This is a genomic window from Streptomyces sp. NPDC001415 (assembly GCF_053597395.1).
In genome coordinates, this window is record NZ_JBSFIE010000007.1 from 293,813 (window position 1) to 308,123 (window position 14,311).

Below are 14,311 nucleotides of genomic sequence, written 5' to 3' on the forward strand. Positions count from 1 at the left end.
TCGAGCCGCCGCCGGAACGGATCCCCCGCTCGGGGGAGACGGATGGTTCGCTCGGGGGATGGAACGGGCCGTGCCGTGCGAGAACCTGAAATGGCACGGGGGAGCGGACGGGGGAGTGGCGGCGACACTGGCCCACAGGGCCAATGCCGCCGCCACTCGCGCCTCACGCCTCCCCCACTCCAACAAGGCCTGGGGGAAGACAAGTTGAGCAATTTCAGTCACGCTGGGTCTATGGCGCCACTACGCTCGGCAATCAACCGAACGTACGCGAAGCCGCGTGAGCCCGGAGGTGCCCGCCATGACCAACATCCGACACCTCGACCCCAGCGCCTCGCCGCTGGACTACTACGGTTCCGAACTCCGGCGGCTGCGGGAGGCCGCCGGTCTGACGCAGGAGGCGCTGGGCGGCATCATCTTCGTCACCGGCTCCCTCGTGGGCCAGATCGAGACGGCCCACAAGGTTCCAACGCGTGACTTCTCAGAGCGAGTTGATGCGGGGCTGGGGACGGATGGGATGTTCTCGCGGCTGGTGGGGATGGTGCTGCGCAGCCAGCTGCCGACGTGGTTCCAGCCCTACGCGGACCTGGAGGCGCGAGCCACATACATCTACACGTTCCAGCCCCAGTTGGTGTACGGCTTGCTCCAGACACCCGAGTACGCACGTGCCGTACTGAGCGTACGGACTGAGAGCGACCTCGATGCGCGAGTGGCGGCTCGTATGGAGCGCCAGCGCATCCTGGAACGGGCCAACCCACCCTTGATGTGGGTGGTGATGAGCGAGGCGGTGCTGCATCAGGAGATCGGCGGCCGCGAGGTCATGCGGAACCAACTGGCCCACCTGTTGGAATTGAGCACGCGGGAGTGGGTGAACCTGCAGATCCTGCCGTTCGAGGTCGGCGCGCACGCCGGGTTGATGGGCGAGTTCAACCTTCTCCGCTTCGAGGACGATCCTGAAATCGTCTACACCGAGGACTTCGTCCAGGGCCATATGACCGCCAACCCAACAGCTTTCAAGGAGGGTTCACTCCGTTACGATCATTTGCAGGCCGCCGCGCTCTCTGTGGAGGACTCGACGGCGTTGATCGCCCGAGTAATGGAGGAGCGCTATGGGGACCGACCAGAACCTGACGGGCGCGCAGTGGCGTAAGTCGTCGTACAGCGGCGACACGGGTGGCAACTGCATTGAGTGCGCCCCGCTGGGCGGTGCCACCTGGCGTAAGTCGTCCTACAGCGGTGACACCGGAGGGCAGTGCATCGAATGTGCCCCCCTCGGCGGAGCCACCTGGCAGAAGTCGTCGTACAGCGGTGACACCGGCGGCGACTGCATCGAAATAGCAACCCACCTCTGCCGCATAGCCATCCGGGACTCCAAGGATCCGGAAGGCGCGGCCTTCGCCACCACCCCCGCCGCGTTCGGGGCGTTCGTGACGGCTGCCCGTAAGGGCATGTTCGGCTGATCCGGGCCGTCGGATACGACGCGGGGCCGCGAGGCGAGTCGGGTCGGGGCGCTGGTGGTTCTACTGGGCGTACTGGCCGGTGAAGCAGGCCACTTGGAGGCACGTGTCGGACAGACCGGGGGCGGCGTACTGCCAGGTTTCGGCAGCTACGCCCTCGGTCGCCCCGGTGCCCCAGATCCCCGCGAGCAGCCGCGCGGCGCTTTCGCGGTCGTAGTCGGTGACGCCGATGCGGCGGGCCGCGCCGAGTTCGTTGATGGCGTCGTCGGCGCGCTGGGTGAGGTCGGGGGTCAGGATCGTCTGGAGGTCCTGGGTGAGGCCGCCCAGTACCGCGGTGAAGACGAGCAGCATGCGCCGTGACTGGGCCGGGCGCTGCTTGAAGTCGGAGCAGGCCTGGTCGACGAAGTCGGACAGCATGGCGAGGCGTTGGGCGAGGAGGCCGACGGGCAGTGCGGCGTCGCCCTCGCGGGACGGTGTGCCGTCGTTCGGGGTGGGCGATCGGTGGGACATGAAGGTCTCCGCCTGTGTGGTGCGCCCTGTGGGCGGGCTCCCGGTCTGGCGGCCGGCGGTTGATGTTGTGCCTGCCCCACCCTTGGCAATCCCTCAGGGGTGCGGTGAAGACCAGGAGGCCGGCAACGGCCATCGATGCCGGGAAGGTACGGGAAGGTACTGGTCATCCGCTGTTTGCCCTCAGCCTATGCCTCGGGCCGAGGTTGGGCACTGGACTGGAGGAGGGGAATCTGAAAACGCAGCAGAATGCCGTCGATTTGGCTGTGATGGATCTCAACTGCGTCGGCATTGCTGGCCAGTTGTTTGTGAACGATGGTGCGTTCGACGTGAAGGTCGGTGCCTCTCGCACCCGCTCGCGCTGGGAACCTCGTGTACTGGCCGGAATGGCTGAAAGCCTGGTCGGTGACGTCGACCTGGCATCGGACGCCGGACTCGACGAGCACCACCCGGAAGGCGGGGGCATGGCTGTGCATGACGAGATAGCCCCCGGCGACCTGCACGTTCGACCGCATGGCTCCGGCGGCGCTCGGCCCAAGGCCCAGCCCCATCACCATGGCACCCGCCAGCCTGCCCGCCAGCAGAGTGCTGATCTGTTCTCGGGGCAGCGTCAACGCCCAAGAGAAGTCCACGGTCTCCCACCGTGCCTACACCGTCGCACCGGAAGAAGGGTGCGCTCTCTCAGAATGCCGCACCACGGGTGCACCCGGCACGCACGCGCGTGAGTAATTACCGTCACGCAGTTGGGCCGCTTCGAAAGGCGCTTTCCTAGACTGGGCTTTCCCGGACCGGGTACGACGGACCCGGACCCGACGGACAGGGTGGCGATGGCTGAACAGGGCAGGCGGGGCGTTCGTGCGCGGTGGCTGGTGCTGCCGGTGGTCGCGCTGGTCGCCTGGGGATGCGTACGCGGCGGGGGCTCGTCCTCGGATTCGGGAGGCCCGGCGCGTACGCCGTCGGCCGGGGCGTCCTCGTCCGCGCAGCCGTCGGCCACCCCGTCATCGGCGAGCGGCGCGTACGACCCCGCGGGCTACGCACCCCAGGTCCGTACGTACGCGAAGAAGGCCGGGGTCAGCGCGCAGCTCCTGATGGCGATCCTCTACAACGAGGACTACAAACCGCACGACGCGGCCTTCGAGCGGAGCTGGCAGAAGTACAAGCCGGACGCGGCGTTCGGCATAGCGAACATGCACCGGGCCGCGTTCGACCAGACCAAGCGGGGGCGGGATTTCGCGTCCCGGAAGTGGGAGGAACTGCCGGACGACCGCGCGCTCGCGGTGGAGGCGGCGGCCTGGTACCTGCACGACATGTCCGCGCAGCTTCCCTCGCACTGGGCGGGTTCGTACACCCGGGAGGAGCTGATGGCGCTCGGGTACAACGCGGGCGGCGGCAACATGGCGGCGTTCGCGCGGGGCGCGAAGATGGGGAGCCAGGCGTCGGACTATCTGACGCGGCTGCGGGACAACTGGAAGAAGGCCGGGGCGGCGGTCGCCGGTTGACCAGGGGGTACGTCTTAACCGGACGGCACACCTCAACCGGACGGCACGTCTCAACCGGGAGGCACGTGGCCCGTGCACAGCATTTTGTGGTTGACCTCCGCGCACGCCTCGGCCTCCTGCGGGTCGGGGGCCACCAGCATCGGGCTCTCGGTGGCGGCGCCGGTCGAGCTGTTGCGCACCTCGGACCAGACGGTGTCGCAGGACGGGCTGTAGCGGAGCTTCACCGCGTACGAGGCCGTGGTCAGGGCGCTCTGGGTGCGGGCGTCGGTGCGGCAGGGGGAGGCGGAGGGGGCGTCGCCCTGGCAGCTCGCACCCCGGCAGGCGGTCGGCGCGGGGGCGGTGGGGGTTGCCTCCGGCGGGTGTGGGAGGGCGGCCCAGGCGGCGCTTCCGACCAGCGCGAGCGCGGCGGCGACGGTGATCCTGCGCCGGTGGGGGCGGCGGGCGGGCGGGGCCTCTTGGGGCAGCTCCGGTTGCTGCGCCTGTTGCGGCGGGGGTTCGGGCGTGGCCGTGGGCTGCGGCGGCCGTACCGAGCTGTCCCAGAGTTCGAGCAGCCGCGCGTGGCGCTCGGCGCCGCCCAGGGCGCCGAAGGCGTCGACCGCGGCGCGGGGCGGAAAGTTGTCCCCATTGAGATAGCGGTGCCAGGCGGATTTGCTGTACGCGGTACGGGTGGCCAGACCGGCCAGGCTCAGGCCCGAGGCCTGTTTGAGGTGCCGCAACTCCTCAATGAGGAGTCGGGTTTCGGGTCGGGTCGACTCGGGCAGCGGTCGCCACTGGGCCACGCGGTCCCTCCCAAAAGTCCACAACGTCCTGTTCTGGTGGCATCTGTACCCCGGAGGGGCCGAAGTCAAGCTCCGGCCCCTCCGCGCGAACGGGCGAAATTGTGGATCAGGTCCTGACCGGCAGGCCCCGGCGGTCAGGACCTGATGGCTGGTCAGGTCCGGCCTGTCAGGTCGGGATGGTCGGGTCGGGGTGTCAGCACCACGGCACGGAGGCCCCGGGCGAGACCCGGATGTAGCGCGCGGAGACGTAGCCGGTGTGGCCGGCGAGGCGGTACCAGATGTGGTTGCCGTGCACCATGGTGCCGGTCTTCTTGCAGAGTACGTACACCTTGTGCCCCGAGCTCAGGGTGGACGTGCTCTTGTAGGTGATGCCCGCGCCGGTGCGGACGTGCAGCATGCGGCCGTGTCCGGTGACCACCACGCCCTGCGTATGGATCTTGTGGTGGTGGGCGGGGGTGACGCTCGTCTTCGCCGATGCGGCCGGTGGGGCCGGTGGGGCCGGTGCGGCCGTGGGGGTCGCCGCCATCGCGGTGGCCGGGAACAGGGCGAGCAGGGCGGCGACAGCGACGACTCCGCTACGCACGGTGCTTCGGTTCATGTGTGTCTTCTCCAAGGTGCGGGGTCCCCGAGTAAGTGACCCTGTGTCAGCAAATGTGTCCGGGGAGCGACGCCGTAATTCGTCCCAGCCGTGCCTGGGACGAATAGGGACGGGGCCGCTGGGGCGCGGGCCGTTACTGGAGCCCCGTGCCGTCACCGGCGTTCGCCCGCGTTCACTCGCGTGGCGGAACGCCTGAGCCTCACTTAGCGTGAGGGAGGGGCGATCGCCGACCGGTTGCCGTTCTCCGTGCGGGAGGCGGCCACGGGAGATCACCGAGGAGACCGGCACATGGGCCGTCACACCAAGGACTCTGTCGAGGTAGGGCGCGCCGAGCGCATAGCGGCCGCGTCCGACCAGTTGTCAGCCGCGTCCGATCACTTGCCGACAGTCGGGGAGTCGCCCCCGCTGCCCGCCCCGCCCCCGGCCGTCGCGTACGCCGGGGAAGGCGTGCCGCCGCCCGAGGCCCCGCACACCGGGGCCAGGCACGAGCACCGCTGGCTCGTCCTCGGTGTGATCGCGCTCGCCCAGCTCATGGTCGTCCTCGACGCGACCATCGTGAACATCGCGCTGCCCTCCGCGCAGCACGATCTCGGCTTCACCGACGGAAACCGCCAGTGGATCGTCACGGCGTACGCACTCGCCTTCGGCTCCCTGCTGCTGCTCGGCGGACGGATCGCCGACCTCGTCGGACGCAAGGTCGTCTTCCTGACCGGCCTCGTCGGCTTCGCACTCGCCTCCGCGATCGGCGGCGCCGCGCCCAACTTCGAGGTCCTGGTCACCGCCCGCGCACTGCAGGGCGTGTTCGGCGCGCTGCTGGCACCGGCGGCCCTCTCACTCCTGACCACGACATTCACCGATCCGAAGGAACGCGCCAAGGCGTTCGGCATCTACGGTGCGGTCGCGGGTACGGGCGGCGCGGTGGGACTGCTGCTCGGCGGAGTACTCACCGAGTACCTCGACTGGCGCTGGTGCCTGTACGTCAACCTCCTTTTCGCAGCCCTCGCCTTCCTCGGCGCGCTGCGCCTGCTGCACCCGGGAGCCCCGCAGGACCGCCCGAAGCTGGACATCCCGGGCACGATCCTCGTCTCGGCCGGACTGTTCTGCATCGTGTACGGCTTCTCCAACGCGGAGACGCACGCGTGGAGCTCGGTGCAGACGTGGGGATTCCTGGCGGTCGGCGGCGTCCTGCTGATGGCATTCGCCGCGTGGCAGACGAGAGCGAGGCACCCGCTCCTCCCCCTCCGCGTCGTACTGGACCGGGACCGCGGCGCTTCGTACCTGGCCATGTTCATCTCGGGCGCGGGCATGTTCGGGGTGTTCCTGTTCCTGACGTACTACCTCCAGCAGATCCTGCGGTACTCCCCGGTCAAGACCGGCCTCGCCTTCCTGCCGATGGTGTTCGCGATGATCGTGAGCTCGGTCGTCGCACAGAACAAACTCGTCCCCAGGCTGGGCGCGAAGCCCATCGTGCCGCTGGGCATGGGGCTCGGCGCGGCGGGCCTCGCCTGGATGACGGCCCTGGACGCGACCAGCGGATACGCCGGACACGTCCTGCCCCCGCTGCTCGTGATGGGCGTCGGCATGGGCCTGATCTTCGCCCCCGCGATGAGCATGGCCACGGCGGGCGTCGCCGCACACGATGCGGGCGTCGCCTCGGCGATGGTCAACACCAGCCAGCAGGTGGGCGGTTCGATCGGTACGGCACTGCTCAACACGTTGGCGACAAGCGCGGCCACCAACTATCTGGTGGGCCGTCAGCCCACCCCCGAGGCGAGAGTCCAGGCCCAGCTGCACAGCTATTCGACGGCGTACTGGTGGTCGGCGGCGTTCTTCGCGCTGGGTCTGGTGGTGTCGGTGGTCCTGTACCGAAAGGGTCCGCCGCGGCCGGCGGTGGGACCGTCGGAGGGCGCCGTACATATGTGAGCGTCCCGACTGCTCGGCGATCGGCCGGACTCGGCAGACCAGGGCTGCCTCGATGGTCACCGTCACCCAATGGCACCGCCGTAGCCGGCGCCGATGACATTTGTCCTGCGGGAGTCGGGATTCTTCGCTCTGCCGCTCAGCATGCCCCAGCCGGGAGTATCGGTGGTGTCGGCAAGGGCCGGCGGTCGCTGGGAAAAGGGTGAGGGGAACGCCATGAGTGCCACGGTTGTGATGGAGAAGCCGGTTCAGATCAACACCGAGGTCGAGACTCCGGTCCAGGCCGAGGGAGTGGGCCTCAAGGGTCTGCCGAACTGGTACTTCCCGCTGGTGGGGCTCTTCGCGGGGATCTTCGACATCGCCCGCGCCTATCCGGTTCTGTACGCGCTGATTCCGGTGGTGGCGATCGTGCAGATCGTGCTGGCGTTCACGGTGCTTCGGGCCCGGATTCGGTACATGAAGGCGCTGTGGAAGAACAAGCGGACCCGGTTCCTGGCGATCGGTCTCCTGGCCGTCCGGTTTGTCATCCGGTACGGGCTCGGTGTCGCCGGGTTGGCGCTCGGTGCGGCGACCGGGCAGCTCACGCTCGGCATCGTGATGGCGGTCATCGGTACGGCGATGGCGTGGGGCGACCAGTGGCTGATCCTGCGCACCCTCAAGCACGCCCAGGCCACCCAGCTCAAGACCGCCTGACTCCAACCCCCGGGCTACTTCCCCGGCGCCAGGTGCCCGCCCCCGCTCCTCCAGACCCCAGGAGGACGGGGGCAGTGGCATGTGGCGGGGCGGCGCGTAAGGTGCCGGGATGGTCGCGGTGCCGGAGGAGTTCGTACGGAGCACGGTTGAGCGGGAGGGGGATGTTGGGGCGGAATGGGCCCGGCAACTCCCCTTGATCGTAAGGGAGTTGATGGAACGCTGGGAGTGTGTGCCTGACGGGGAGGTCATGCACGGGGGCGTCGGCGTCATCGTCCCGGTGCGTCGGCGGGGCGGGGGGACCGCCGCACTGAAAGTGTCGTTTCCGCATCCCGGCAACGTCCACGAACCCGACGCGTTCGCGGCGTGGGGCGGACGCGGCGCCGTTCTGCTGTACGAGCGCGACGACGAGCGGTTCGCGATGCTGCTTGAGCGGGCTCACACGTCGACCCTGGCGGAGATCGAGGACGGCGACGAGGTGGTGACGGTCGCCGGGCGGCTCAATCGCCGTCTGGCCATTCCCGCACCTCCGGGCATTCCCCGGCTGCGCGAGCAGGCCGACGCCTGGGAGGAGCAACTGCGTAAGGACGCCGATGAGTTGGCGCATTCTCTGTCGCCGCGGGTGGTGGACGCCGCGGTGGCGACCGTCCGCGAGCTGGGCCGCGTCCAGCCGGACATCCTCATCCATGGCGACCTCCACGCCCGGAACATCCTGCGCGCCGACCGCGAGCCGTGGCTGGCCGTCGACCCCAAGGGGTACGCGGGCGACCCTGCCTACGACGGTGGCACCCTGCTCAAGTCGCGCGCGCTGACGCTCCTTGAGGCGGACGAGCCGCGCAAGGCCGTTCATCGCATCCTGGACGTGTTCGCCGACTCCGCGGAACTCGACCGCGAACGGGTGCGGTGCTGGGCCCTGTTCCATGCGGTCCAGGCCGCGTTCTGGGGCCGGCGCCACGGATTCCGGATCGCTCGCAGCGGACCGCGACTGGACTGGCTCACCCAATTCGTGGACCAGCTCGCGGAGTTGCTCACCGAGCGGCCCAGGAGCGGCCCGTCCGACGGATCGGGTACGGGTCGCGTATGAGGCGCACATGAGTCACGTATGACGGGCGGCGTGTGGAGTCGCTGAGCGTGCGGGCCTCGGGAAATCGGGGGGCGGGGCCGGCGACACGGTTTAGGGTCTGCCTCGGCGCTCGGGTGAGTGAAAGCAGGAACGACTCTGCTTGCTGCATTCGAGTGATGCCGGTCGCTCGTCAGCCAGCTGCCCCGGACAGTTGAAGACGGTCAACTCACCCACCACACAGGGAGTTTCCCGATGCGACTTCGCCATGCGGCTGCGGCTGCTTTCGGCGCCCTTGCCCTCACGGTCACTCTGTCCACGTCTGCCTACGCGGCTGACGGTGAGTTCGGGTACACGTACATCGGACTGGACGGCAAGCCGGCCACCGCCAAGCTGATCGACCCGCCCAGCCGTGAGTGCGTCACGATTCCCGAGGTGGCCGACCCGGACGCATCCGAACCTGCCTTCTCGCCGGACAACCGCACCACGTCCACGGTTGTGGTCTTCACCGGCGAAGACTGTGATGGTGCGTACTACACCCTCAAGCCTGGCGGAAAAGCATCCGAGCGCCTGAAGCTTCGCTCGGCAGTCTTCTCCTGATCGCGGCCCATAGCGCGCCGAGATGAAACCGGTGGGTCTGCCGCCGTCGCCGTCGCTGTCATGGCGTCGGCGGTGGGTCCTTTGGTGCCCGTTGGTCGCGGCGCTCGGAGGTCGGGGCGGCGCCGATGACATTTGTCCTGCGGGAGTCGGGATTCTTCGCTCTGCCGCTCAGCATGCCCCAGCCGGGAGTATCAGTGGTGTCGGCAAGGGCCGGCGGTCGCTGGGAAAAGGGTGAGGGGAACGCCATGAGCGCCACGGTCGTGATGGAGAAGCCGGTTCAGATCAACACCGAGGTCGAGACCCCGGTCCAGGCCGAGGGAGTGGGCCTCAAGGGTCTGCCGAACTGGTACTTCCCGCTGGTGGGGCTCTTCGCCGGGATCTTCGACATCGCCCGCGCCTATCCGGTTCTGTATGCGCTGATTCCGGTGGTCGCGATTGTGCAGATCGTGCTGGCGTTCACGGTGCTCAAGGCCCGGATCCGCTCCATGAAGGCACTGTGGAAGAACAAGCGGACCCGGTTCCTGGCGATCGGTCTCCTGGCCGTCCGGTTCGTCATCCGGTACGGGCTCGGTGTCGCCGGGTTGGCGCTCGGCGCGGCGACCGGGCAGCTCACGCTCGGCATCGTGATGGCGGTCATCGGTACGGCGATGGCGTGGGGCGACCAGTGGCTCATCCTGCGCACCCTCAAGCACGCCCAGGCCGCCGAGGCTGCCCAGGCCACCCAGCTCAAGACCGCCTGACCCCACCCCCGCGCTACTTCCCCGGCGCCAGGATTCCCCGGTTCTCCAGGAACATCAGCACGTGCCCGCACTCACGACAGGCCAGCGACGCCACGTAGCTCTTCCTCGCGAACATCTTGTCCGGCCGGTAGAACCTGGCCATGAAGTTGGAACTGGTGGCGTGGGTCATGTACAGCTCGACGGTCTCAAGCCCCCCGCCGCACAAAGGACATGACTCCGGGGCCACGGGGGGAAGGTGCGGTATCGCCATGGCCGGATCCTACGGACGGGCCCCTCAGGACGCCTTGACCGCCCCCACGAACCGCGACCACGCGCCGGTCGCCACCACCAGGACGGGCCCCTCCGGCAGCTTGCTGTCCCGCACCGGGACGACCTCCCCGAACCCGTCCGCCACCTCGACGCAGTTCCCGCCGTCGGCGTTGCTGTGTGAGGACTTGCGCCAAGCGCCGTCGGCCACCTCCACGCAGTCCCCGCCTTCAGCGTTGCTGTACGACGACCTGCGCCACGCCCCCTCCGCCACTTCGAGGCAGTCGCCCCCTTCGTCGTTGCTGTACGAGGACTTCCTCCAGCGGGCAGCGGCCAGGGAGCGCGTTATGTTCATGATGCCAAGTCCTCCATCGCCGCCCGGATCATGGCCAGGGACGCCGTCGGCGACAGTGCGACGGCCCTGGCGAGATCGTAGGTCTTGATGTAACTCGCCACTAGGGCTGGAGAGTCGAGCAGCTGGCCCGAACGTGCTGCTTCGAGGTAGATGACGGGCGGCGCATCGGTGAAGGTCATCACCTTGACCGAGCCATGCATCAACGGAAGCGCCCCAGCTTCGAAGGGCAGGATCTGGACCACGACCTGGCCAGCTTCTACCAACTTGCAGATGTGGGCGAGCTGTTCATGCATCACCCCAGGGCTGCCCACCCGGATCCTCAGCACCGACTCGTGCAGGATGCACCACAACTCAGGGGGCGAGTCCCCATCGAGCAGCTTGGCCCGTTCCCTGCGGGTCGACACATTGAGCTCGACGTCCTCCTCGGACGCGAAAGGCCGACCCGCACGGGTCAGGGCGCGGGTGTACGCCGGAGTCTGTAGGAGGCCCGGCACCACCATGGGCGTCCAGTGGAAGATCGCGGAAGCCATCGCCTCAAGCTCCGCCGCCAAGCGGAAGTACTCCGCATGCTGCGACGCCTGCTCCATCGCCTCGCACATGCGGGTCAGGATGCCGTCCGTATGCAGCGCGGCGTCGAGCAGCTTGGCCATTTCCTTCGTCGGGCGGCGGGTGGCCGACTCCATCAGGCCGATGTACGCCCCGGAGCAGAAGACCAGCGCGCCCAGCTCCTCCTGGGAGAGTCCCGCCTCCTCGCGTTTGCGGCGCAGCTCGGTGCCGTAGAAGGCGCGGGGTGAGTCCCACGGGTTGAGGTCCTTGGGTCGCGTCATCGTCAACTCCCTTGATTGCAAGCCCTGTTGGCGGGAAACGGCATTCCGCCCCACGAGGGTAGCTGCGTACGGTCACCTCGCATGCACAGAATGTGAAATCACCCGTACGGCCCCAGCCGGTGCGGCAAACCATTAGATATGCAGCATTGCGGATACTTTCCTCAGCTATGGGAGTTTCGAGTTCCGCGAAGCGGATGTTGGTCGGGCGGCCGCTGGATACCAGTCGGCTCGGTGAGACGCTGCTGCCCAAGCGGCTCGCGCTGCCGATCTTCTGCAGTGACCCGCTCTCCTCGGTCGCGTACGCCACCGAGGAGATCCTGCTGATCCTCGCGCTCGGCGGAGCCACCCTGCTGCACCTGACCTGGTACGCGGCGGCGGCCATCGTCTTCCTGCTGGTGGTTGTGGTGGCCTCGTACCGGCAGACTTGTTACGCCTATCCGGGGGGCGGCGGTGCTTACGTCGTCAGTGCCGAGAACCTCGGGCCCACCGCAGCGCTCACCGCGGCCAGCGCGCTGCTCGTCGACTACGTACTCACCGTTGCCGTGTCCGTGGTCTCCGGTGTTGCCGCCATTACGTCCGCGATTCCGTCCCTCGCCGACCATCAAGTCGCCCTGTCCGTCGGCTTCGTGGTGATCCTCACCGTCATGAATCTGCGCGGGGTGAGGGAGTCGGGGCGGGTGTTCGCGATTCCCACGTACGGCTTCGTGTTCGTGATCTACGTGATGTTCGTGTTCGCCGGTGTGCGGCTCGCCGCCGGGGCCACCATCCGTGCCGAGTCCGCCGCGCTGCCCATCCACGCGGCCGGGGCGTACGCGGGGATCGCCGTCGTGCTGCTCGCGATGCGGGCCTTCGCCTCGGGGTGTACGGCCCTGACGGGCGTGGAGGCGATCAGCAACGGCGTACCGGCATTTCAGAAGCCGAAGAGCCGGAATGCCGCCAACACCCTTGCCGCGATGGGGTTGTTGTCGGTCACCATGTTCGCCGGGATCACCGCGCTCGCCATGGTCTACAAGGTCCATGTGGCCGCCGATCCGACGGAGTTGGGGCTTCCCGCCGGTACCGCCATGTCCACTGCGCTCGCGCAGATCGCGCGGGCCACGTTCGGGCACGTGGACATCATGTTCTACCTGGTGCAGGCCTTCACGGCGGGGGTCCTGATCCTCGCCGCGAACACCGCGTTCAACGGCTTCCCGATGCTCGCCTCGATCCTGGCCCGCGACCGGTACGCGCCGCGCCAGCTCTACAACCGGGGTGACCGGCTCGTCTACTCCAACGGTGTCGTGCTGCTCGCGCTCGCCGCGATCGCGCTGATCGTGGCGTTCGACGCGGAGCTGTCGCGGCTGATCCAGCTGTACATCATCGGCGTCTTCGTCTCGTTCACGCTGTCGCAGGCCGGCATGGTCAAGCACTGGCGCAAGGAGCTCGCGACGCCGGCGGGGCGGGAGAACCGGCGGCACATCCACCGCTCGCTCGCCATCAACTCGGTCGGCGCGACCATGACCGCGATCGTCCTCGTCATCGTCCTGATCACCAAGTTCACGCACGGGGCGTGGCTGGTCATCATCGCGATGCCGATCCTGTTCTTCGGCATGAAGGGCGTACGGCGCCACTACGACCAGGTGGCCGGGGAGGTCGCCGTCGAGCCGGACGCCAAGCCGCGCAGGCCGTCCCGCCACCACGCGTTCGTACTCGTCTCCAGTGTGCACGCGCCGACCCTGAAGGCCCTCGGGTTCGCCCAGGCGCTGCGGCCCGACACCCTGACCGCGCTCACGGCCGCCGCCGACGAGGACGCGGTCAAGCTGCGCGAACAGTGGGCCACGCACGACCTGGGCGTGCCGCTGACCGTCATCGACTCGCCGTACCGGGAGGTCGTCGGCCCGGTCCTCGCCCATGTGAAGGAGACGGCGGACTCGGACCCGGGCGCGATGGTGTCGGTGGTGATCCCCGAGACGGTCGTGGGCCACTGGTGGGAGCAGCCGCTGCACAACCAGAACGCGCTACGGCTCAAGGCCCGGCTGCTGTTCATGCCGGGCGTGACCGTGATCGATGTGCCGTACCGGCTCCGGTCGGCGCGGAAGGGGGAGGCGGCGAGGCCGGCAACGAGGTAGCCCGGCCATCGCTACGACTCGGCCATTGCCGGACCTGGAGTGCTGGGTAGCCGCTCCCGGCCCTGAGCTCATGCTTTCGGCGGGCCCGGTCCCGGCCCAACGGCCGATCCGCGGGACGCGTGCCGCCCGGCACCATCGGGGAATGGACTTCGCCCTCGACGTCGCGGCCGTCGCGATCACCGCTCTTGTCTCAGCCGGCGGGCTGCTCATCGCCCGCCGCGGTTCGCGCTGATCCTCGCTCTCCCTCTGCCTGTCTGCTCTGCTTCTGTTGCTCTGCCCGGGGGTGTCCTCATGCTGCACGTGCTGTACCTGATCGGTGTCGCCGCGTTCGCGGCCAGTGGGGTGCTGGCCGCGCACCGGGCGAACATGGATCCCTTCGGCGGGCTGGTCCTGGCCTTCGCCGCTTCGGTGTCCGGTGGGACCCTGCGCGACCTGATCCTCGACCGGCACCCCCTGTACTGGACGCACGACTGGGTCCTGCTGACCGTCATCACCTGCGCCGCCGTCGGCACGATGCTGTATCTGCGGCGCCGGGAACTTCCGCAGCGGTCGCTGATGGTGGTGGACGCGGTCGGTCTCGCCGTGGTCACGGTGATGGGCGCCCACGCCGCGCTGGACGCCCGGGTCACCCCGGCCGCGGTGGTGATCCTCGCCGTCCTGACTGGCGTCACGGGCGAGGTCGTACGCGACGTACTGTGCGGCCAGTTCCCGCCGCTGCTGCTCCGCGAGGAGGTGTACGCGACCGCGGCTCTGGCCGGTGCGGTCTGCTACCAGGTCCTGCACTGGCTGGAGGCGGGCCCGACCCTGACGACGGTCGCCGCCGCCGGGGTCGTCCTGTCGCTGCGGCTGACGGCGATCTTCCGTGATCTGCATCTGCCGAGGTTGCAGGGGGTGCGTTGAGGCGTGTCCGGTGGGGCCAAGTGCCCTG

Annotated in this window: 17 protein-coding genes; 10 read left to right on the plus strand and 7 right to left on the minus strand. The window is 68.7% G+C overall.

All coding sequences use genetic code 11. From position 1 onward, the window contains the following. Window positions 1-298: 298 nt before the first annotated feature. Both ACWC2B_RS12570 and ACWC2B_RS12575 read left to right on the plus strand, forming a co-directional pair. Window positions 299-1,147, plus strand: a complete 849-nt coding sequence (locus tag ACWC2B_RS12570) for a helix-turn-helix domain-containing protein (RefSeq protein ID WP_450716446.1) — start codon at window positions 299-301, stop codon at window positions 1,145-1,147. Further along, the gene (locus tag ACWC2B_RS12575; RefSeq protein WP_450716447.1) at window positions 1,107-1,457 is read left to right on the plus strand and encodes a DUF397 domain-containing protein; all 351 of its coding nucleotides are present in this window, start codon (window positions 1,107-1,109) and stop codon (window positions 1,455-1,457) included. Before ACWC2B_RS12570 ends, ACWC2B_RS12575 begins: the two co-directional genes overlap by 41 nt. 60 nt (window positions 1,458-1,517) lie before the next feature. On the opposite strand, the gene ACWC2B_RS12580 is transcribed toward ACWC2B_RS12575, so the two are convergent. Both ACWC2B_RS12580 and ACWC2B_RS12585 read right to left on the minus strand, forming a co-directional pair. Continuing rightward, window positions 1,518-1,964, minus strand: coding sequence for a hypothetical protein (locus ACWC2B_RS12580; protein WP_450716448.1), 447 nt, complete (start codon window positions 1,962-1,964; stop codon window positions 1,518-1,520). A gap of 185 nt (window positions 1,965-2,149) precedes the next feature. Beyond that, window positions 2,150-2,593, minus strand: a complete 444-nt coding sequence (locus ACWC2B_RS12585) for a hypothetical protein (protein ID WP_450716449.1) — start codon at window positions 2,591-2,593, stop codon at window positions 2,150-2,152. Window positions 2,594-2,788: 195 nt separating this feature from the next. Between ACWC2B_RS12585 and ACWC2B_RS12590 the strand changes: the two genes are divergently transcribed. Beyond that, window positions 2,789-3,460: a transglycosylase SLT domain-containing protein gene (locus ACWC2B_RS12590; RefSeq protein WP_450716450.1), complete on the plus strand. Its 672-nt coding sequence runs from the start codon at window positions 2,789-2,791 to the stop codon at window positions 3,458-3,460. 50 nt (window positions 3,461-3,510) lie between these two features. Here the strand turns inward: ACWC2B_RS12590 and ACWC2B_RS12595 are convergent, their stop codons facing one another. Both ACWC2B_RS12595 and ACWC2B_RS12600 read right to left on the minus strand, forming a co-directional pair. Beyond that, complete coding sequence (locus tag ACWC2B_RS12595; protein WP_450716451.1) at window positions 3,511-4,239, minus strand: helix-turn-helix domain-containing protein; 729 nt, start codon at window positions 4,237-4,239, stop codon at window positions 3,511-3,513. Window positions 4,240-4,432: 193 nt separating this feature from the next. Continuing rightward, window positions 4,433-4,837, minus strand: a complete 405-nt coding sequence (locus tag ACWC2B_RS12600; protein ID WP_450716452.1) for an SH3 domain-containing protein — start codon at window positions 4,835-4,837, stop codon at window positions 4,433-4,435. Window positions 4,838-5,125: 288 nt separating this feature from the next. On the opposite strand from ACWC2B_RS12600, the gene ACWC2B_RS12605 reads away from it, so the two are divergent. From ACWC2B_RS12605 to ACWC2B_RS12625, 5 genes are all read left to right on the plus strand, one after another. Further along, complete coding sequence (locus tag ACWC2B_RS12605) at window positions 5,126-6,760, plus strand: MFS transporter (RefSeq protein WP_450716453.1); 1,635 nt, start codon at window positions 5,126-5,128, stop codon at window positions 6,758-6,760. 213 nt (window positions 6,761-6,973) lie between these two features. Further along, the gene (locus ACWC2B_RS12610; protein WP_450716454.1) at window positions 6,974-7,450 is read left to right on the plus strand and encodes a hypothetical protein; all 477 of its coding nucleotides are present in this window, start codon (window positions 6,974-6,976) and stop codon (window positions 7,448-7,450) included. 109 nt (window positions 7,451-7,559) lie between these two features. Continuing rightward, window positions 7,560-8,531 carry an aminoglycoside phosphotransferase family protein gene (locus ACWC2B_RS12615; RefSeq protein WP_450716455.1) on the plus strand — a complete coding sequence of 324 codons (972 nt, stop codon included), beginning with the start codon at window positions 7,560-7,562 and terminating at the stop codon, window positions 8,529-8,531. Window positions 8,532-8,762: 231 nt separating this feature from the next. Further along, window positions 8,763-9,107, plus strand: coding sequence for a hypothetical protein (locus ACWC2B_RS12620; RefSeq protein ID WP_450716456.1), 345 nt, complete (start codon window positions 8,763-8,765; stop codon window positions 9,105-9,107). Window positions 9,108-9,352: 245 nt separating this feature from the next. After that, window positions 9,353-9,847 carry a hypothetical protein gene (locus tag ACWC2B_RS12625; protein ID WP_450716457.1) on the plus strand — a complete coding sequence of 165 codons (495 nt, stop codon included), beginning with the start codon at window positions 9,353-9,355 and terminating at the stop codon, window positions 9,845-9,847. A gap of 13 nt (window positions 9,848-9,860) precedes the next feature. On the opposite strand, the gene ACWC2B_RS12630 is transcribed toward ACWC2B_RS12625, so the two are convergent. The 3 genes from ACWC2B_RS12630 to ACWC2B_RS12640 are packed head-to-tail and all read right to left on the minus strand — an operon-like array spanning window position 9,861 to window position 11,275. Beyond that, entirely contained in the window at window positions 9,861-10,097 is a 237-nt protein-coding gene (locus ACWC2B_RS12630) for a hypothetical protein (RefSeq protein WP_450716458.1), read from the minus strand. Between the two features lie 24 nt (window positions 10,098-10,121). Next, complete coding sequence (locus tag ACWC2B_RS12635) at window positions 10,122-10,448, minus strand: DUF397 domain-containing protein (protein ID WP_450716459.1); 327 nt, start codon at window positions 10,446-10,448, stop codon at window positions 10,122-10,124. Continuing rightward, window positions 10,445-11,275, minus strand: a complete 831-nt coding sequence (locus ACWC2B_RS12640; RefSeq protein WP_450716460.1) for a helix-turn-helix domain-containing protein — start codon at window positions 11,273-11,275, stop codon at window positions 10,445-10,447. Before ACWC2B_RS12640 ends, ACWC2B_RS12635 begins: the two co-directional genes overlap by 4 nt. Before the next feature lie 167 nt (window positions 11,276-11,442). On the opposite strand from ACWC2B_RS12640, the gene ACWC2B_RS12645 reads away from it, so the two are divergent. Beyond that, window positions 11,443-13,383, plus strand: a complete 1,941-nt coding sequence (locus ACWC2B_RS12645) for an APC family permease (RefSeq protein ID WP_450716461.1) — start codon at window positions 11,443-11,445, stop codon at window positions 13,381-13,383. A gap of 291 nt (window positions 13,384-13,674) precedes the next feature. Then, window positions 13,675-14,283 (plus strand): trimeric intracellular cation channel family protein, encoded by a 609-nt coding sequence (locus tag ACWC2B_RS12650; RefSeq protein ID WP_450716462.1) that lies wholly within the window; start codon window positions 13,675-13,677, stop codon window positions 14,281-14,283. Window positions 14,284-14,311: the final 28 nt, after the last annotated feature.